This is a genomic window from Pedobacter sp. B4419 (genome assembly GCF_059693725.1).
Genome location: NZ_JCASSL010000001.1, coordinates 1,499,674 through 1,513,619, shown reverse-complemented (window position 1 = coordinate 1,513,619; position 13,946 = coordinate 1,499,674). Strand labels below are relative to the sequence as shown.

Annotated in this window: 10 protein-coding genes; 4 read left to right on the top strand and 6 right to left on the bottom strand. The window is 40.8% G+C overall.

The window, feature by feature from the left end:
* Positions 1–57 precede the first annotated feature (57 nt).
* Complete coding sequence (locus AC570H_RS06065) at positions 58–2,514, top strand: transglycosylase domain-containing protein (RefSeq protein WP_497352738.1); 2,457 nt, start codon at positions 58–60, stop codon at positions 2,512–2,514.
* Positions 2,515–2,582: 68 nt separating this feature from the next.
* A complete protein-coding gene (locus AC570H_RS06060) occupies positions 2,583–5,750 on the top strand; it encodes a tolB protein precursor (RefSeq protein WP_497352736.1) in 3,168 nt (1,055 codons plus the stop codon).
* 106 nt (positions 5,751–5,856) lie between these two features.
* On the opposite strand, the gene AC570H_RS06055 is transcribed toward AC570H_RS06060, so the two are convergent.
* Entirely contained in the window at positions 5,857–6,201 is a 345-nt protein-coding gene (locus tag AC570H_RS06055; protein WP_497352734.1) for a GIY-YIG nuclease family protein, read from the bottom strand.
* A 134-nt stretch (positions 6,202–6,335) separates the two neighbouring features.
* On the opposite strand from AC570H_RS06055, the gene AC570H_RS06050 reads away from it, so the two are divergent.
* Both AC570H_RS06050 and AC570H_RS06045 read left to right on the top strand, forming a co-directional pair.
* Positions 6,336–7,112: an XRE family transcriptional regulator gene (locus tag AC570H_RS06050; protein ID WP_497352732.1), complete on the top strand. Its 777-nt coding sequence runs from the start codon at positions 6,336–6,338 to the stop codon at positions 7,110–7,112.
* An 81-nt stretch (positions 7,113–7,193) separates the two neighbouring features.
* On the top strand, positions 7,194–7,628 hold the full coding sequence (locus tag AC570H_RS06045) for a DUF4890 domain-containing protein (RefSeq protein ID WP_497352730.1): 435 nt from the start codon (positions 7,194–7,196) through the stop codon (positions 7,626–7,628).
* Between the two features lie 86 nt (positions 7,629–7,714).
* Here the strand turns inward: AC570H_RS06045 and AC570H_RS06040 are convergent, their stop codons facing one another.
* From AC570H_RS06040 to AC570H_RS06020, 5 genes are all read right to left on the bottom strand, one after another.
* The gene (locus tag AC570H_RS06040) at positions 7,715–8,620 is read right to left on the bottom strand and encodes a glycerophosphodiester phosphodiesterase family protein (RefSeq protein ID WP_497352728.1); all 906 of its coding nucleotides are present in this window, start codon (positions 8,618–8,620) and stop codon (positions 7,715–7,717) included.
* Positions 8,621–8,780: 160 nt separating this feature from the next.
* Positions 8,781–9,200 (bottom strand): hypothetical protein, encoded by a 420-nt coding sequence (locus tag AC570H_RS06035; RefSeq protein ID WP_497352726.1) that lies wholly within the window; start codon positions 9,198–9,200, stop codon positions 8,781–8,783.
* Between the two features lie 86 nt (positions 9,201–9,286).
* Positions 9,287–10,696, bottom strand: coding sequence for a calcineurin-like phosphoesterase C-terminal domain-containing protein (locus AC570H_RS06030; RefSeq protein WP_497352724.1), 1,410 nt, complete (start codon positions 10,694–10,696; stop codon positions 9,287–9,289).
* A 74-nt stretch (positions 10,697–10,770) separates the two neighbouring features.
* A complete protein-coding gene (locus AC570H_RS06025; protein ID WP_497352722.1) occupies positions 10,771–12,345 on the bottom strand; it encodes a DUF5689 domain-containing protein in 1,575 nt (524 codons plus the stop codon).
* Positions 12,346–12,369: 24 nt separating this feature from the next.
* The gene (locus AC570H_RS06020; RefSeq protein WP_497352720.1) at positions 12,370–13,938 is read right to left on the bottom strand and encodes a SusD/RagB family nutrient-binding outer membrane lipoprotein; all 1,569 of its coding nucleotides are present in this window, start codon (positions 13,936–13,938) and stop codon (positions 12,370–12,372) included.
* Between the last annotated feature and the right edge of the window lie 8 nt (positions 13,939–13,946).

Sequence of the window (13,946 nt, the reverse complement as noted above, 5' to 3'; positions counted from 1 at the left end):
CAGTACTTTTAACACAATTTAACAGATAATATTTTACGTTTTTTCCATCTTTACCCCATGTTTAAAGAAATAAAAAATAAATACATTCGCTATATCACGATTTTTATCTTCTTTGTCATTATTTTCTTTTGCGCGCTGCAGCTCAACTTCTTATGGCTGTTCGGCTATTCGCCAACTTATACCGATATCAAAAAACCTGCACAACGCGTAGGCTCAGAATTATATACTGCTGATGGGGTGCTCATAGGCCGCTACTTTAAAGAAAACAGAACACCTGTAAAATACAACCAGATCTCGCCCAGCGTAATCAATGCATTGGTGGCTACCGAAGACGTGCGTTTTTATAAGCACATGGGAATCGATATCCAAGCCCTAGGTCGCGCCGTGGTAGGCATGGGCAAAGACGGAGGGGCCAGTACCATCACCCAGCAATTAGCTAAAAACCTTTACCGCATCCGTTACAATAAATCGCAAGGCTTATTGGGCCGCCTTCCTTTGGCAAGAACATTAATTCCTAAGCTAAAAGAATGGATGACCGCCCTCAAACTCGAATCCAATTACAGCAAAAACGATATCATCACCATGTACTTGAATACGGTATCGTTTGGTAATAATACTTATGGCATTAAAACCGCTTCACGAATTTATTTCAACAAGCAGGCTAATGAGCTCGATGTTCCGGAAGCCGCTGTTTTGGTGGGCATGCTAAAGGCTACTACTTCTTACAACCCGATCAAAAATCCAGAGAAGTCTTTGGAGCGAAGAAACGTAGTGCTTTCGCAAATGAACAAATACAACTATTTGAACAAAGCCGATTTAGAAAAGTACAAAGCAGTTCCGTTAAAGATAGAACAAGGCAGTGTTGACGATGGTAGCGATGGTGATTCGTACTTAAGGGCAGCCGTTGATAAATACCTGGAGAAATGGTGCAATGACAACAACTACGATTTGTATGAAGACGGCCTAAAAATATATACAACCATCGACTCTAAACTGCAAGGTTATGCCGAAGAGTCAGTGAAGGAAGAAATGCGCGTTTTACAGCGTAGATTTTACAGCGTATGGGGAAATGAAGATCCATGGGAAGATTCTGAACGCAAAAAAGTAGACTATCCAGAGCGGGCCAAGCGAAACCTGCCTATTTATGCCCTGTTGCAAAAGAAATACAACAACAACCAGGATTCGATAGATGCCTATTTCAATAAAAAGAAAAAGATGAAGATCTTTTCTTATAAAGGCGATCGCGATACCTTGTTCTCTACCATGGATTCTATCCGTTATTACGGCAAGATCATGAACACAGGGATGATGACCATGGAGCCTAAAACTGGTAAAATTAAGGTTTGGATTGGTGGCATTGATCATAAATTCTTCAAATACGACCACGTTAATCAGGCCAAAAGACAGGCTGGTTCTACCTTTAAGCCTTTCGCCTACTTGGCCGCACTCGAAAGCGGCATGAGTCCTTGCGATAAATTCACTGATAAACCGGTTAAAATTTCTTATCAGGATAAGGGCAAAACCGAATATTGGGAACCCAAAAACGCCGATTGGAATAACACTTATCAAGAAATGTCACTCCGCTGGGCCATGGCAAAATCTGTAAACACCGTAACTGCTCAAGTTACCGAGAAAGTAGGTTGGGACAATGTGGTTAAATGGGCACATGAGTGTGGTATTGAAAGTCATTTAGAATCGGTACCCTCTGTAAGCTTGGGTCCAAATGATGTGTCGGTTTTCGAAATGGTAAAGGCATACAGCACTTTCCTAAACGAGGGCGTAAAAACAGACCCGATTTTGGTAGAACGAATTACCGATCAAGAAAACAATATCATTGAAGAATTTACCGCAAAAACCAAACGCGTATTAAGTGAAGAAATAGCTTGGCTGATGCTCTATATGTTTAGAGGCGGTATGGACGAACCAGGTGGTACCTCTAGGGCCTTATGGGAATGGGATTTGTGGAAAAAGAACAACCAGATTGGTGGTAAAACAGGTACCTCTTCAGATTATGTAGATGCTTGGTACATGGGTATTACCAAAGATTTGGTGACTGGTGTTTGGGTAGGTTGCGATGAGCGTACAGCCCACTTTAAAAACGGCGAACAAGGCGAAGGATCGCGCACGGCATTGCCTATTTTTGGCAAATTCATGGAAAAGGTATACCACGACCCTAACAGTGGCTATACCTACGGACCATTCCCTAAAGCAAAGGTATCCATTACCAGAAACATCGATTGCCCTACGCCTGTACAACAGGTAGACACTACCGTAACAGATAGCACGCTAGTAGATTCTTTAGAAGTTCCCGTACCTATTATCGAAGAACAGCAACCAGTAGTACAACCCAAAGTAGAGGAACAAAAAACAGAGGAGAAAAAAGCTGCAGACCCACAGCCTAAACAGCAAGCCCCTGCCCCTGTAGTTCCCCTAACCAGAAAAGAAGAGCGGGAATTGAAAAGAAAACAACGCCAAGAAGAAAAAGAGAGAAAGAAAAACGGAGGTGGCAACTAACCCAGCAAACCACTTCCCTTTTATTTTCGTAATTGAATATAAGCCTATTGTCCTAAAAACTATAATATATGAATAGAAACGCTACTTTTCGAAGAAAATCATGGCTGATTTTATTGCTTATACTCGTATCTGCCGTTTCGGTGCAAGCCCAATATTTTGGCCAAAACCGGGTAAGGTATAAAAATGCCGATTTTAAGGTGCTCCAAACGCCACACTTTGAGATTTACTATTACATCAAAAATGAAAAACTGCTGAAGAAGTTTGCCCAGGATGCAGAAACCTGGTATAAAATGCACCAGGAGGTTTTTCGCGATACTTTCTTGAAGAAAAACCCTATCATCCTTTACAATAACCACCCTGATTTTCAACAGACTACCGCATTGAATGGAGAAATCAGTGTAGGTACCGGCGGGGTAACCGAAGCCTTGAAAAACCGTGTGGTAATGCCCGTATTGGAACTGAATAGTCAAACCAGGCACGTTTTAGGACACGAGCTGGTGCATGCCTTTCAATATCACATCCTTTTGGAGAAAGATTCGATCAGTTTAGAAAATATAGGCAATACACCTTTATGGATGGTTGAGGGTATGGCCGAGTATTTATCGGTAGGCAAAAAAGATGCATTTACTTCGATGTGGATGCGGGATGCTTTGCTAAACCGTGATATCCCCTCTTTAAAAGACCTCACTAATTCTAACAAATATTTTCCTTACCGCTATGGTCAGGCTTTTTGGACGTTTGTAGGCTCTCTTTATGGCGATACCACTATTGTTCCGCTATTTAAAAACACGGCCAGATTTGGTTATGAAAATGGCATCAAGTATACTTTTGGCTACGACGATAGAACTTTGTCTGGATTATGGAAAAATGCCATTGAACAACATTACAGACCATTATTAAAAGCAGACAGCTCGCAGATCAAAATCTCGGGTACCAAAATCATCGATAACAAAAATGCCGGCAACATGAACGTGGCGCCCGCAATAAGTCCCGATGGCAAGTATCTGGCTTTTCTATCTGAAAAAGACCTGTTTGGCATCGATCTATTTTTGGCCGATGCGAAAACCGGCCAGATTATCCGAAAGCTGAGCAGCCAGATCTCCAACTCGCATATAGATGATTTCAACTTCATCGAATCGGCAGGTGCCTGGTCGCCAGATGGCAAACAGTTCGCCTTTAGTATTTTCAGCAAGGGCCGAAATCAACTGCTTATTGTAAATGTAGACAATGGCAACACCGTGTTGCAAACGGGAATGGGTGCTGTAGAACAGTTTGGCAACTTAACTTGGTCGCCAGATGGCAAGGAAATCGCATTCTCCGGCATGGTTGAAGGCCAAAGCGATATTTTCTCGTATAACTTAGGTACCAAGGCGGTAACCCAAATTACCAACGACGAATATTCTGATTACGCACCGAGCTTCTCTCCTGATGGCAAGAAACTCATCTTCTCATCAGATCGTGCTGCGATAATTGGTGGCAATATCAACGCAGTAAACCCGATTAACATGACCATTTATGATATTGCGAGCAAAACGCTGAGCAATATCCCTGTTTTTCCGGGTGCAAATAACCTGAATGCACAATTCTCTGGCGACAGTAAACGTGTTTTCTTTTTATCAAACCGCGATGGCTTTAGAAACCTTTATGAGTATACCTTAGACAACGGTTCGGTAAAACAGTTGACAGATTATTTTACAGGTATCAGCGGTATTACCGAATTCTCTCCTGCCATTACCGTGGCCAGAAATGATGATATCATTTATAGCTATTACCGTTACCAGCGTTATACCTTATACAATTCTCCACTGAGCAACTTCAAGGCTAAAACCGTAGATGCGCAAGAAGTTAATTTCGATGCGGCTATTCTGCCTCCAATGGAAAATGCCGGTGTAAATATTGTGAACTCCAATTTGGGCAATTTCGAACGCTTTGAAAAACCCGAAAAAGATTCGCTCTATACTATTCCTTACAAACCTAAATTTAGGTTAGATTACTTGGCCAATAGCGGCGTAGGTGTTTCTACAAGCAGGTTTGGCACAGGCGTACAAGGTGGTATCATCGGTATGTTTAGCGATATTTTAGGTAGAAACCAGATTATTGCCAACATTTCGGTAAATGGAGAAATCTATGATTTTGGGGGCTTGGTAGGCTATATCAACCAAAAAAACAGGATCAACTGGGGCGTAGGCTTGTCTCACATTCCTTATATCACAGGTTTCAGAACTTACAACCCTTACAATCCGGCCAATGGCGGAGAAAAGCTAGATACCCTGAGCACCAATATCCTCCGTACATTTGAAGACAAGCTAGAAGTATTCGCCTCCTACCCTTTTAATAAAGTGCACAGGTTTGAAGCTGGTACTGCCGTTTCGCGCTACAGTTATCGTTTAGATCGCTTTAACAACTATTACGATAATACTTATGGCTATTATGTGGGTGCCGACAGACAAAAGGTATCTACAAGCCAAGCCCAAAATGCTTTGGGTATTCCTTTAAAAGGCTTTAGCATCTTCCAGCTTAATGCTTCTTTTGTTGGCGACAACTCTATATTTGGGGTAACAGCTCCGCTAGATGGCTTTAGGTACCGGATCGGTGCAGAACAATATTTTGGCGATTACAACTTCAGTGCGGTAACCGTTGATGCCAGAAAATACTGGAGAGCTAAACCTGTAACTTTTGCAGTCAGGTCATACAACTACCTCCGTTTAGGCAAAGACGGCGAAAATTTATATCCGCTTTATGCAGGCTACAACTACCTGATCAGGGGTTATGATGCCAGCTCATTTTACAGAAACCAAAACCAAACTGCGGGCAGCTACGATATCGATCAGCTGTCAGGAAGCAAATTGGCGGTATTTAATTTTGAAGTTCGACTGCCTTTTACCGGACCTAAGAAATTAGCCCAAATCCCTTCAAAATTCTTATTTACCGATTTGAACCTTTTCTTTGATGCAGGCTTGGCCTGGAACGAAGGCAGCAAGGTATCGTTCAAAAGCGAACCAAGCTACAAAGATGTTCCAGTGGTTGACCAGCAGGGTAATCCTATATATGATAGCGAAAACAAGCAAGTATTTACTAGCGTTGCAACAGAACGAGTGCCTGCATTGAGTGTGGGTATATCGGTAAGGGTGAACGTATTTGGCTATTTTGTATTGGAGCCTTATTATGCCTTCCCTTTCCAACGTAAAGATGTGAAGAACGGCGTATTTGGCGTAACCTTTGCGCCAGGCTGGTAAAACAATCCGTTTTCAGTTCGCAGTTTTCAATAAAAACATAAAAAGCGCCCGATATTCGAGGCGCTTTTTTTATTGAAACTATTAACTAATTATTGGCAATTGATAATTACGACATCAAAGGCAAGGCCACTTGGGTATTGATTTTTGGATGGGAAAGGATATGCTCGAAGTCCAAGCCGATGGTTAAATCAATCCAATCTGGATTACAAGAGCGTACCATGCGTTCTTTTTGCATCCTTGTAAAACGGCTTACCGCTTTAAAACGGTTCAAGGCCTGGGCTTCTGTTCTGAATTCTTCAAAATAAACCAAACGGGTTAGCTGCTGGCCGCTATCAAAAAACAAATTTGGCATCTGCTTATAGAAATCAAGTGTTTTGATCAGGTCTGCACTCATTCCTACATGTAAACTTGTACGATTTCTGTCGGTTACGATATAAACAAACTTTTGCATGATTAACGGCTTTAAAGGTTAAAAACTAATTTAATTAGATAATTACTTGTTCTTTCAAGAAATATTACTAACTTTATTGGCACAATAATACTAACAATTTTAGTAAAAACAAATTTATTTTAAAATTATTTTTTATGTCAAACATTTCATCAAACCTCAAATACCTTAGAAAGAAAAAAGGCCATACACAGCAACAATTTGCTGATTTAATGGAAATTAAGCGATCATTGATTGGCGCTTACGAAGAAGACAGGGCTGAACCGAAATACGACTTACTAAAAAAAATAGCAGAATATTTTGACCTTACCATTGACGAGTTTATCAACGAAACCATCAACGACAATTGGAAACCAAAGCCTAAAAGCCAAGGTTCTAATTTGAGGATTTTGAGTATTTCTGTCGACCAAAACGACAACGAGAACATAGAATTGGTTCCGGTTAAGGCAAGCGCCGGTTACCTGAACGGATTTTCTGACCCACAATACATCCAAGATCTTCCCAAGTTCCAGCTTCCCCTTCCAGCTTTAAGACAAGGCACTTTTAGGGCTTTTGAAATTATGGGCGATTCGATGTTGCCTATCCAACCGGGAAGCATCATTATTGGCGAGTACATGGACAACTGGAATGACGTAAAAACAGGAGACACTTATATTGTGATCAGCAAGAACGAAGGCGTGGTTTACAAAAGAGCTGGAAACAGGTTTAAGGAAAACAAAGAGCTGAAACTAATTTCAGACAATAAAGTATATGATGCGTATTCATTGCCTGCCGAAGACATCTTAGAAATATGGAAAGCAAAAGCCTTTATTTCTACGGCTTTGCCAGAGCCTACGCCAGAACCAACCATCGAAACATTATCAAGCATGATGGCACAAATGCAGAAATCAATTTCTCAATTGAATAAGAATTAACATATTTTAACAAGCTGGTAGTTAAACCCTCTCCCTCTTTTTTCATCTATCCTATAACAATAAGAAATTAATTAAAAGCAGATGAAAAGGATAATTTACACAGTAGCCTTAGTGGTAATGGGAGTTACCGCCAGCTACGCACAGCAAACTGAAAAACCAAGATTAAGTGCAGAGCAACGTGCCGAGAAAGCAGCTAACGCGATGCAGCAAAAATTATCGTTAACCGACGACCAGAAGCAAAAAATTCAGCAAATTGAATTGGATCGCATCAAAAAGAACGACGAATGGCGCGGGCAGGACAAAAGCGTAATGAAAGACAAGATAGAAGAACGCAAAGCTTTTGCAAAAGCCAGCAAAGATAAAATCGATGCGATTTTAACTGCCGATCAAAAGAAAATCTTGGACAACTCTCGCGATGAAATGAGAGACAAAATGAAAGACAGAAAAGGTAAAGGAAAAAGAGGTGGCCGTCAGGGCGATAAAACTCCTCCACCACCACCAGTTTCTAATAACTAAAGAAAGTTGTCACGTTGAGCTTGTCGAAACGCTGTTATAGCTAAATGCTAACAGATCCTTCGGCAAGCTCAGGATGACAAACCAAACTATTTCGATTTCACTAATAAATCTGGGTAGTCTGAAATAATACCATCTACACCCAAAGCTCTCAATTTCTTCATGTCGTCAATGGTGTTTGCCGTCCACGGAATTACCTTCACACCTGCATCATGCGCTTGTTTGATCATATCTTCGGTTACAGTATGCCACTCAGGGCTTAAAATAAAAGGCTTGAAACCCAAATCGGCAATATTTTCTTCAAAAGTCTTTTTATTGGCAATCAAAAACGAGGTTTTAACTTCAGGGTATTTCTCGTGGATCAACTGGATTGTTCTTTTGTCGAAGGATTGAATGACTACATAAGGTGTAATCTTTTTCTTTTCGATCACATCCATTAGCAATTTCACAAAAACCGCGGGCTCGGGATTGGTTACGCCATCACCTGCAGGACCGCACTTGGTCTCGATATTATAGAAAAACTGCTTGCTTTTGTTTTTCTTGATGTCTGCCTGAACGGCATCAATCAGATCGCTTAGCAAAGGCAAGTAACTTTTAATCTTTTCTTGTTGCGGAAAGCCAGGTAAAGGTTTGGTGCCTAAATCAAATGCCTTTAAGGTTTGGTAGTCTAGCTGAAAAACAGGATATTTTTTGGCATCGCTAGCTGGAATTTCTTTACCATCGGGTGTCAACATAAAACTTAGACTCAGGTAATCGTCGTGCGTAACCACCACCTGACCATCTTTTGTAATATGCGTATCCATTTCTAAAGTGGTAATGCCATCAATTTTCATGGCGTTGAGCATGGCTACAATGGTATTTTCTGGCCATAAGCCTCGGCCACCGCGATGTGCTTCGGCGCTAAATGCTGGAAATTTGGCTGTTTGTGCGCTCATTTGAGAAGAATAGCCTAAAAAGGCGATTAAACCTAAAGATAGTGTTTTTGCAATGTTCATCTGATCGATTATAATTAAATAGACAATGAGCCATTAAAATTAACGGCTCATCATCATGTTTTAAATTTCAGTAAATGTTATTAGCAAAGGATTAACAAACCGTAAACTTCTTAATTGGTTTAATCGGCAGTGCATGCTTTGCCAAGGGCATACCGCAAAATTACGGGATGATAATATAGTCTGGGCTCGACAGCAAACGCAAGTTATAGGTTCTTGAATAGTTGTTGCCCTCGTTGTTTCCATACGATCCAGAAAAAAGAACATCGCTTGCCAATAGGTCATAACCTGGCTGGATAACATATACACCGTCTGAGTGAACACCTGGAGGCAAAAATGGAGAAGTTGCACCCGGAATCAAACCAACCAATACGGTAATGGCATAAGTAGGTTCTAAACGCTCGGTCATATTTGCATCTTTATAGAAACGGACCATATAGGTTCCACGAATTTCGGTGCTCCAATTGTCGCCATTATTTTCTTCTACCGTATAATCATCTTCAATTTCAAGATGGGCATAAACTTGTGCGCGACCTACCAGGCTGCATAGAACGATACTGAATAATAAAATAATCTTTTTCATGTTTTTTTTTAATTAAAGTGTTTAAGTTTTACTAAATATAAAACATCATTATTATCTAAATATTAAGTGATTATAAATTATAAAAACTAATTAATTTCAGCAACATACTGCTCGCCGAAACGATCGGTAGCCACCACTTTTACCTTTTTAACCGACGGTGCAAAATGCGCTAAAAACAAGTGGTCGGTATTGCTTGGTTCTGCAAATGGTCTGCCTGCCGGTAATTTATCACCTTGATAAAGCTGCATCGCCATTGGGTCTACTCCTTTTTGCTGTTCCATTTTACCCATGGCTTTGCCATCTAGGAAATATTCTACTTTCCACTCGGTATCCCAGTTCCAAACGTTGGCAATCAGTCTTTTTTGATTGGTCAATTCATCTACGTAAATACGAACCTGCTCTTTTTTATCAAGCCCTGTACCTTGGTAATGCCATTTCAATTTTGTGCCTTCTACTTCATAAACGCCATAGCCTCTTGGTGCGCCATCGCCACAGATTGGGCCAGTCCACCAGGCGCCGCAAACTGTACCATGGTTATGTTCAAAAATGCCATCGGTAATTACATTGCGGTTGTAATGAGTATGGCCAGACATGATGTGTACATTGGTATATCCTTTTAGTAAGGCATAGAAATCGGTATTGTTTTTCACCGCATTGTGTACTGGAATATGCAATGAGATAATCAATAAAGCATCTTTTGGCACATATTTAAGGTCTTTCGCCATCCAATCTAATTGAGCTTCGGTAATAAAACCATCGTATTCTCTTTCTTTACCCAAGTAGCGTACATCATCTAATACGATATAATGTGCCTTCCCCCTATTAAACGAGTAATAAGTTGGACCGTAATGTTCGCTAAAGGTTTTGTCTGAAGTCTCATCTCCACCCTGGCGATAATCCATATCATGGTTGCCCAAGGCCTGGAAAAAAGGAATGCCCATTGCAGCAACTGCAGCATCATAATCTGGGAACAGCTCCAAGTTATCCCACACTAAATCGCCTACTCCAATACCATGCACCAAAGGTGTATTCATGGCTTTGATGGTTTTGATGGTATCAGGCACTGATGTGCTCATCATTTGGGCAACATCTTTTTTGTTTTTCACCTGAGAATCGGCCCAGATGATAAAATTGTGCTTGCTATCGTCTTGTTTTAGTTTCTCAAGTTCGAAATTGTATTCTGTTTTGCTGCTGAGTACATGGTAGTGCCTCGAAATATGTTTTTCGGTAATAAACTCATAGCCAGCCGGAACACTTAGCCAAACAAACTTGGCTTTTTCGTTAGGCTCTAAGGTATAGCTTCCGGTTTTATCGGTTACCGTTACGCTAAAGCCATCCGATACGATTACGCCGGCAATGCTTCTTTTGTTTTTGTCGGTAATACGACCTGTAATTTTGCTTGCTTTTTTAGCAGTGCTGAAGGAATAGCCCTTTAAACTGATTAAAAAAGCACTGGTAAATAAACCTGCTTTTTGTAAAAATGATCTTCTATTCATGTGGGGATGCTTGCAATAATTGGTTGGATTTAATAAAGGCACCTCAACTGTAAGCTGAGATGCCTTTTAGGTTTTTATTTTAACTCTGTAGCATTAGTCGTTTCAATCTCGCTGATGGTAGAGGTACTGCTTAACTTGATGTGAACATGCGACCTGGCCTTAACCCATTTGCCCAAAGTAGTATCGAAAATACCGCCCAAGGCAAACCAATAACCTTGACCCGAACCATTTTCTGCACCTGCATTAGGCTGGTAGGTAAACTTCTGCGTATTTGATCCCGATAGGAAAAAAGGCTGTGGTTTATTGGTGTTATGGTCAACTACATCATATACGTCGGTATTGCCAATGCGATAACCGATTTGGTTAGCAGGATCATACAAACTACCACCATTGTGTACAAATACCACATCAATTGGCACGGTAGTTTTATCGATAGAAATGCCACGGAATACAGCCATACCAAAAGCATTACCACTATTGGCCAATAAATTGGTGGTAGAACTTCCTCTAGTAGTATTTGATGCATTAAAATACGGACTATTTGTATTGTAAGCGGCTGATCTGATCCATTTTGAAGAAGCGATTGAAGTAGATCCAGAACCGTTGATCAGCTTGTTCGATGCGCCCACATAGAAGAAATCTCCTTTTTTAACCGTACCCGAAGTCAATTCTAATTTATAGGTTTTGCCGCTTCCTGTTGCCCAACCCTCTACCGGAACGCCTTGTGGAACGGTTGCACCAGCATTATTTGTTGTTGCGATGGTAAATTTGGTTACTGCAAAATCAATATCTTTTGTAGCCCTGCACTGGATATACTCGGCATTGGTATCTCCACCTTGAGGGTCATTGATAAATCCAGTGATAATGATTTCTGGAACATCAGCAGTAGAACTTAGCGTAAATACATCATTAATAGTACGGATATGAAAGCGTGGCACTATTTTTCCATTCTGGATGCTGTTAAAAACAATTCCTTTGTAATCGGCAGAATACGGTGGTGTTAAATTTGCAAAAACAGCATTGGCTTGTGTATAAAGCGATAAGTCTGCTGTACCATCATTCAATGGTTTACTGCCTGCAAAAACATCTGTTGGATTTAGGCTTGGATTATAGGTTCCTTTCCAAATATTCAAAAATGTACACTCATACTTATCTGGCTGGCTCGCAATCAAATTGGCAAAACCCCTATTCAGAATCAATGTTCTGCCAGATGAAATTTTGGTTACGTTTGCCCCTGATACACCTGTAACCTCCAAGATACCTTCAACTCTTTTCAATACACCGCCTTCAATTTTAACGTGTACAGAATCTCCAGGAACATATTTAGCTGCATCGGCACCAATATTAATGGCAATTCCGCGTAGCGAATCAATACCATTTCCTGTCTCCCTAATATTTTGGACAACCAATAAGCCGGCTGGAATATTATTGCCCGAATGGTCTGAAATAACCTGTCCTTTTAGAGAAATTGCCCCTCTCATATTTTCTGTAGTCAAGGTTACGTCGCTGCCTCTATACAATTTGCGCAGATCGAAATTGGCGATAAAGCTGCTTGGTGTACTCAGGATATAATCACTATCTCGTTTGCATCCCATCCAAATGGCTACACAGGATGCCAAGATGAAACAATTTATCAATATCTTTTTCATAAAATATAATTCTCTTTTTAAAAATTAAGGTTTTTGCCACCAAACGCGTGTACTGATCTCATCAGGACCTTGAGCTGCGACTGCATTTTTATAGTTTGTCGGGTTAGCAGATTGACTGATGATCGGGTAGCTCATTCTTGCTGGCATTACCCCTCCGTTAGCTAAACCGCTTCCTTTTGGTAAAATCGGATGACCAGTACGACGGTACTCATACCATTGCTGGAAATCGACCAAAAACATGGCGTAGTATTTTTGCCTATGGATCATTTCAAGTTTGCTATTGCCATTGATATCAGTATTATCTAAAGGCAAAAAGTCTTGCCATTCGATATCAGCCGCATTGATAAAGTTCAAAAAGGTGGCATCGGTTGTTTTTGACATATAAGTAGGCAACCAATAGTTAATGGCATCAACAATACCTTTGTTGTAGTAGGCCTCTCCTGTTCCATTGATCCAACCCCTGGCTGCTGCTTCGGCCAGAATAAAATCAACCTCGGCACAGTTCATAATGATACCAGTATAGGGGTCGGTCTGCAAAGTGATGGCTGCATTTTGTGCATCCGAATAAAAATAAGCCTGTTTGGCAACACCTGTACCCGGCGAATAACCGCTTGGCACACCTACATAACCATTAGGGCCTTGTGCCACGCCAAAACGAGGTACACCACCTTTACCTAAAGATGCAACCATTCGTGGATCTCCCCAGCCGATCAGCTTATCGATAAAGAAACTGGTAATAGCCGTCCCTCTAAAATCTACAGCCCTAACGCCTATCATAAATGGCGAAGAATATACTGCTGTACTGCTATTGGTACCATTCCACAAAATTTTGGCGGTATGATCGTTGTTTTCCATAATCGGGTATTTGGCAGGATTGGTATCGATCATTTCCTTGATTTTTGCAGTCACTTGACCAGCAACTTCCGATTTGCGCGAAATACGCATCAATAACCTCAAGTACAATGAATTTCCAAATCTTCTCCATTTGGCAACATCGCCTTTAAATACAGGATCGCCTGTTGGGATAATAGCAGTACCTGCTTCTAACAATGTATTTGCCTCTTCCAGCTTTTTGAACAAATCAAGGTAAATGTCTTTTTGCTTATCGAATGCTGGTTCGTATACGCCATCTTTTCCTTTGTTGGCTTCAAAATAAGGCACATCGCCATAGGTATCGGTAAGCAACTGATAAACCCATGCTTGGGTAATCAACGAAATACCTTGATAAGATTTGTTCAAGGTGGCAGGTTCGCTGGCTATCGTATAGATATCCCTCAAGTTTGTTAACTCAGGATACCAAACATTCCAGGTATAATCAGACCATGAGCGTCTGTAATCGTACCTGAAAACCTGGGCTTCGGCATCGCTAAGTGCTACGGTAACCTGCATCAATTCGTTATTAAACGAGCGGTTACGCGACATGTTTGCGTATAAAACATTCACCAATGCAGGCGCCAACAATTGGTTTGGCGTAGTCGTGCCTTTTCCAATCGGATCGGTATTGATTTCTTCAAAGTTCTTGTCGCAAGAAGAAAGGCTAATGCCAAACGCCAACAATAAGATATAACTGATTTTAATTTTAATATTTTTCATTTCATTTA

Excerpts from the sequence above, each read along its gene's own strand:
- AC570H_RS06065 (WP_497352738.1), top strand. The coding sequence starts at position 58 with ATGTTTAAAGAAATAAAAAATAAATACATTCGCTATATCACGATTTTT.
- AC570H_RS06060 (WP_497352736.1), top strand. The coding sequence starts at position 2,583 with ATGAATAGAAACGCTACTTTTCGAAGAAAATCATGGCTGATTTTATTG.
- AC570H_RS06055 (WP_497352734.1), bottom strand. The coding sequence starts at position 6,201 with ATGCAAAAGTTTGTTTATATCGTAACCGACAGAAATCGTACAAGTTTA.
- AC570H_RS06050 (WP_497352732.1), top strand. The coding sequence starts at position 6,336 with ATGTCAAACATTTCATCAAACCTCAAATACCTTAGAAAGAAAAAAGGC.
- AC570H_RS06045 (WP_497352730.1), top strand. The coding sequence starts at position 7,194 with ATGAAAAGGATAATTTACACAGTAGCCTTAGTGGTAATGGGAGTTACC.
- AC570H_RS06040 (WP_497352728.1), bottom strand. The coding sequence starts at position 8,620 with ATGAACATTGCAAAAACACTATCTTTAGGTTTAATCGCCTTTTTAGGC.
- AC570H_RS06035 (WP_497352726.1), bottom strand. The coding sequence starts at position 9,200 with ATGAAAAAGATTATTTTATTATTCAGTATCGTTCTATGCAGCCTGGTA.
- AC570H_RS06030 (WP_497352724.1), bottom strand. The coding sequence starts at position 10,696 with ATGAATAGAAGATCATTTTTACAAAAAGCAGGTTTATTTACCAGTGCT.
- AC570H_RS06025 (WP_497352722.1), bottom strand. The coding sequence starts at position 12,345 with ATGAAAAAGATATTGATAAATTGTTTCATCTTGGCATCCTGTGTAGCC.
- AC570H_RS06020 (WP_497352720.1), bottom strand. The coding sequence starts at position 13,938 with ATGAAAAATATTAAAATTAAAATCAGTTATATCTTATTGTTGGCGTTT.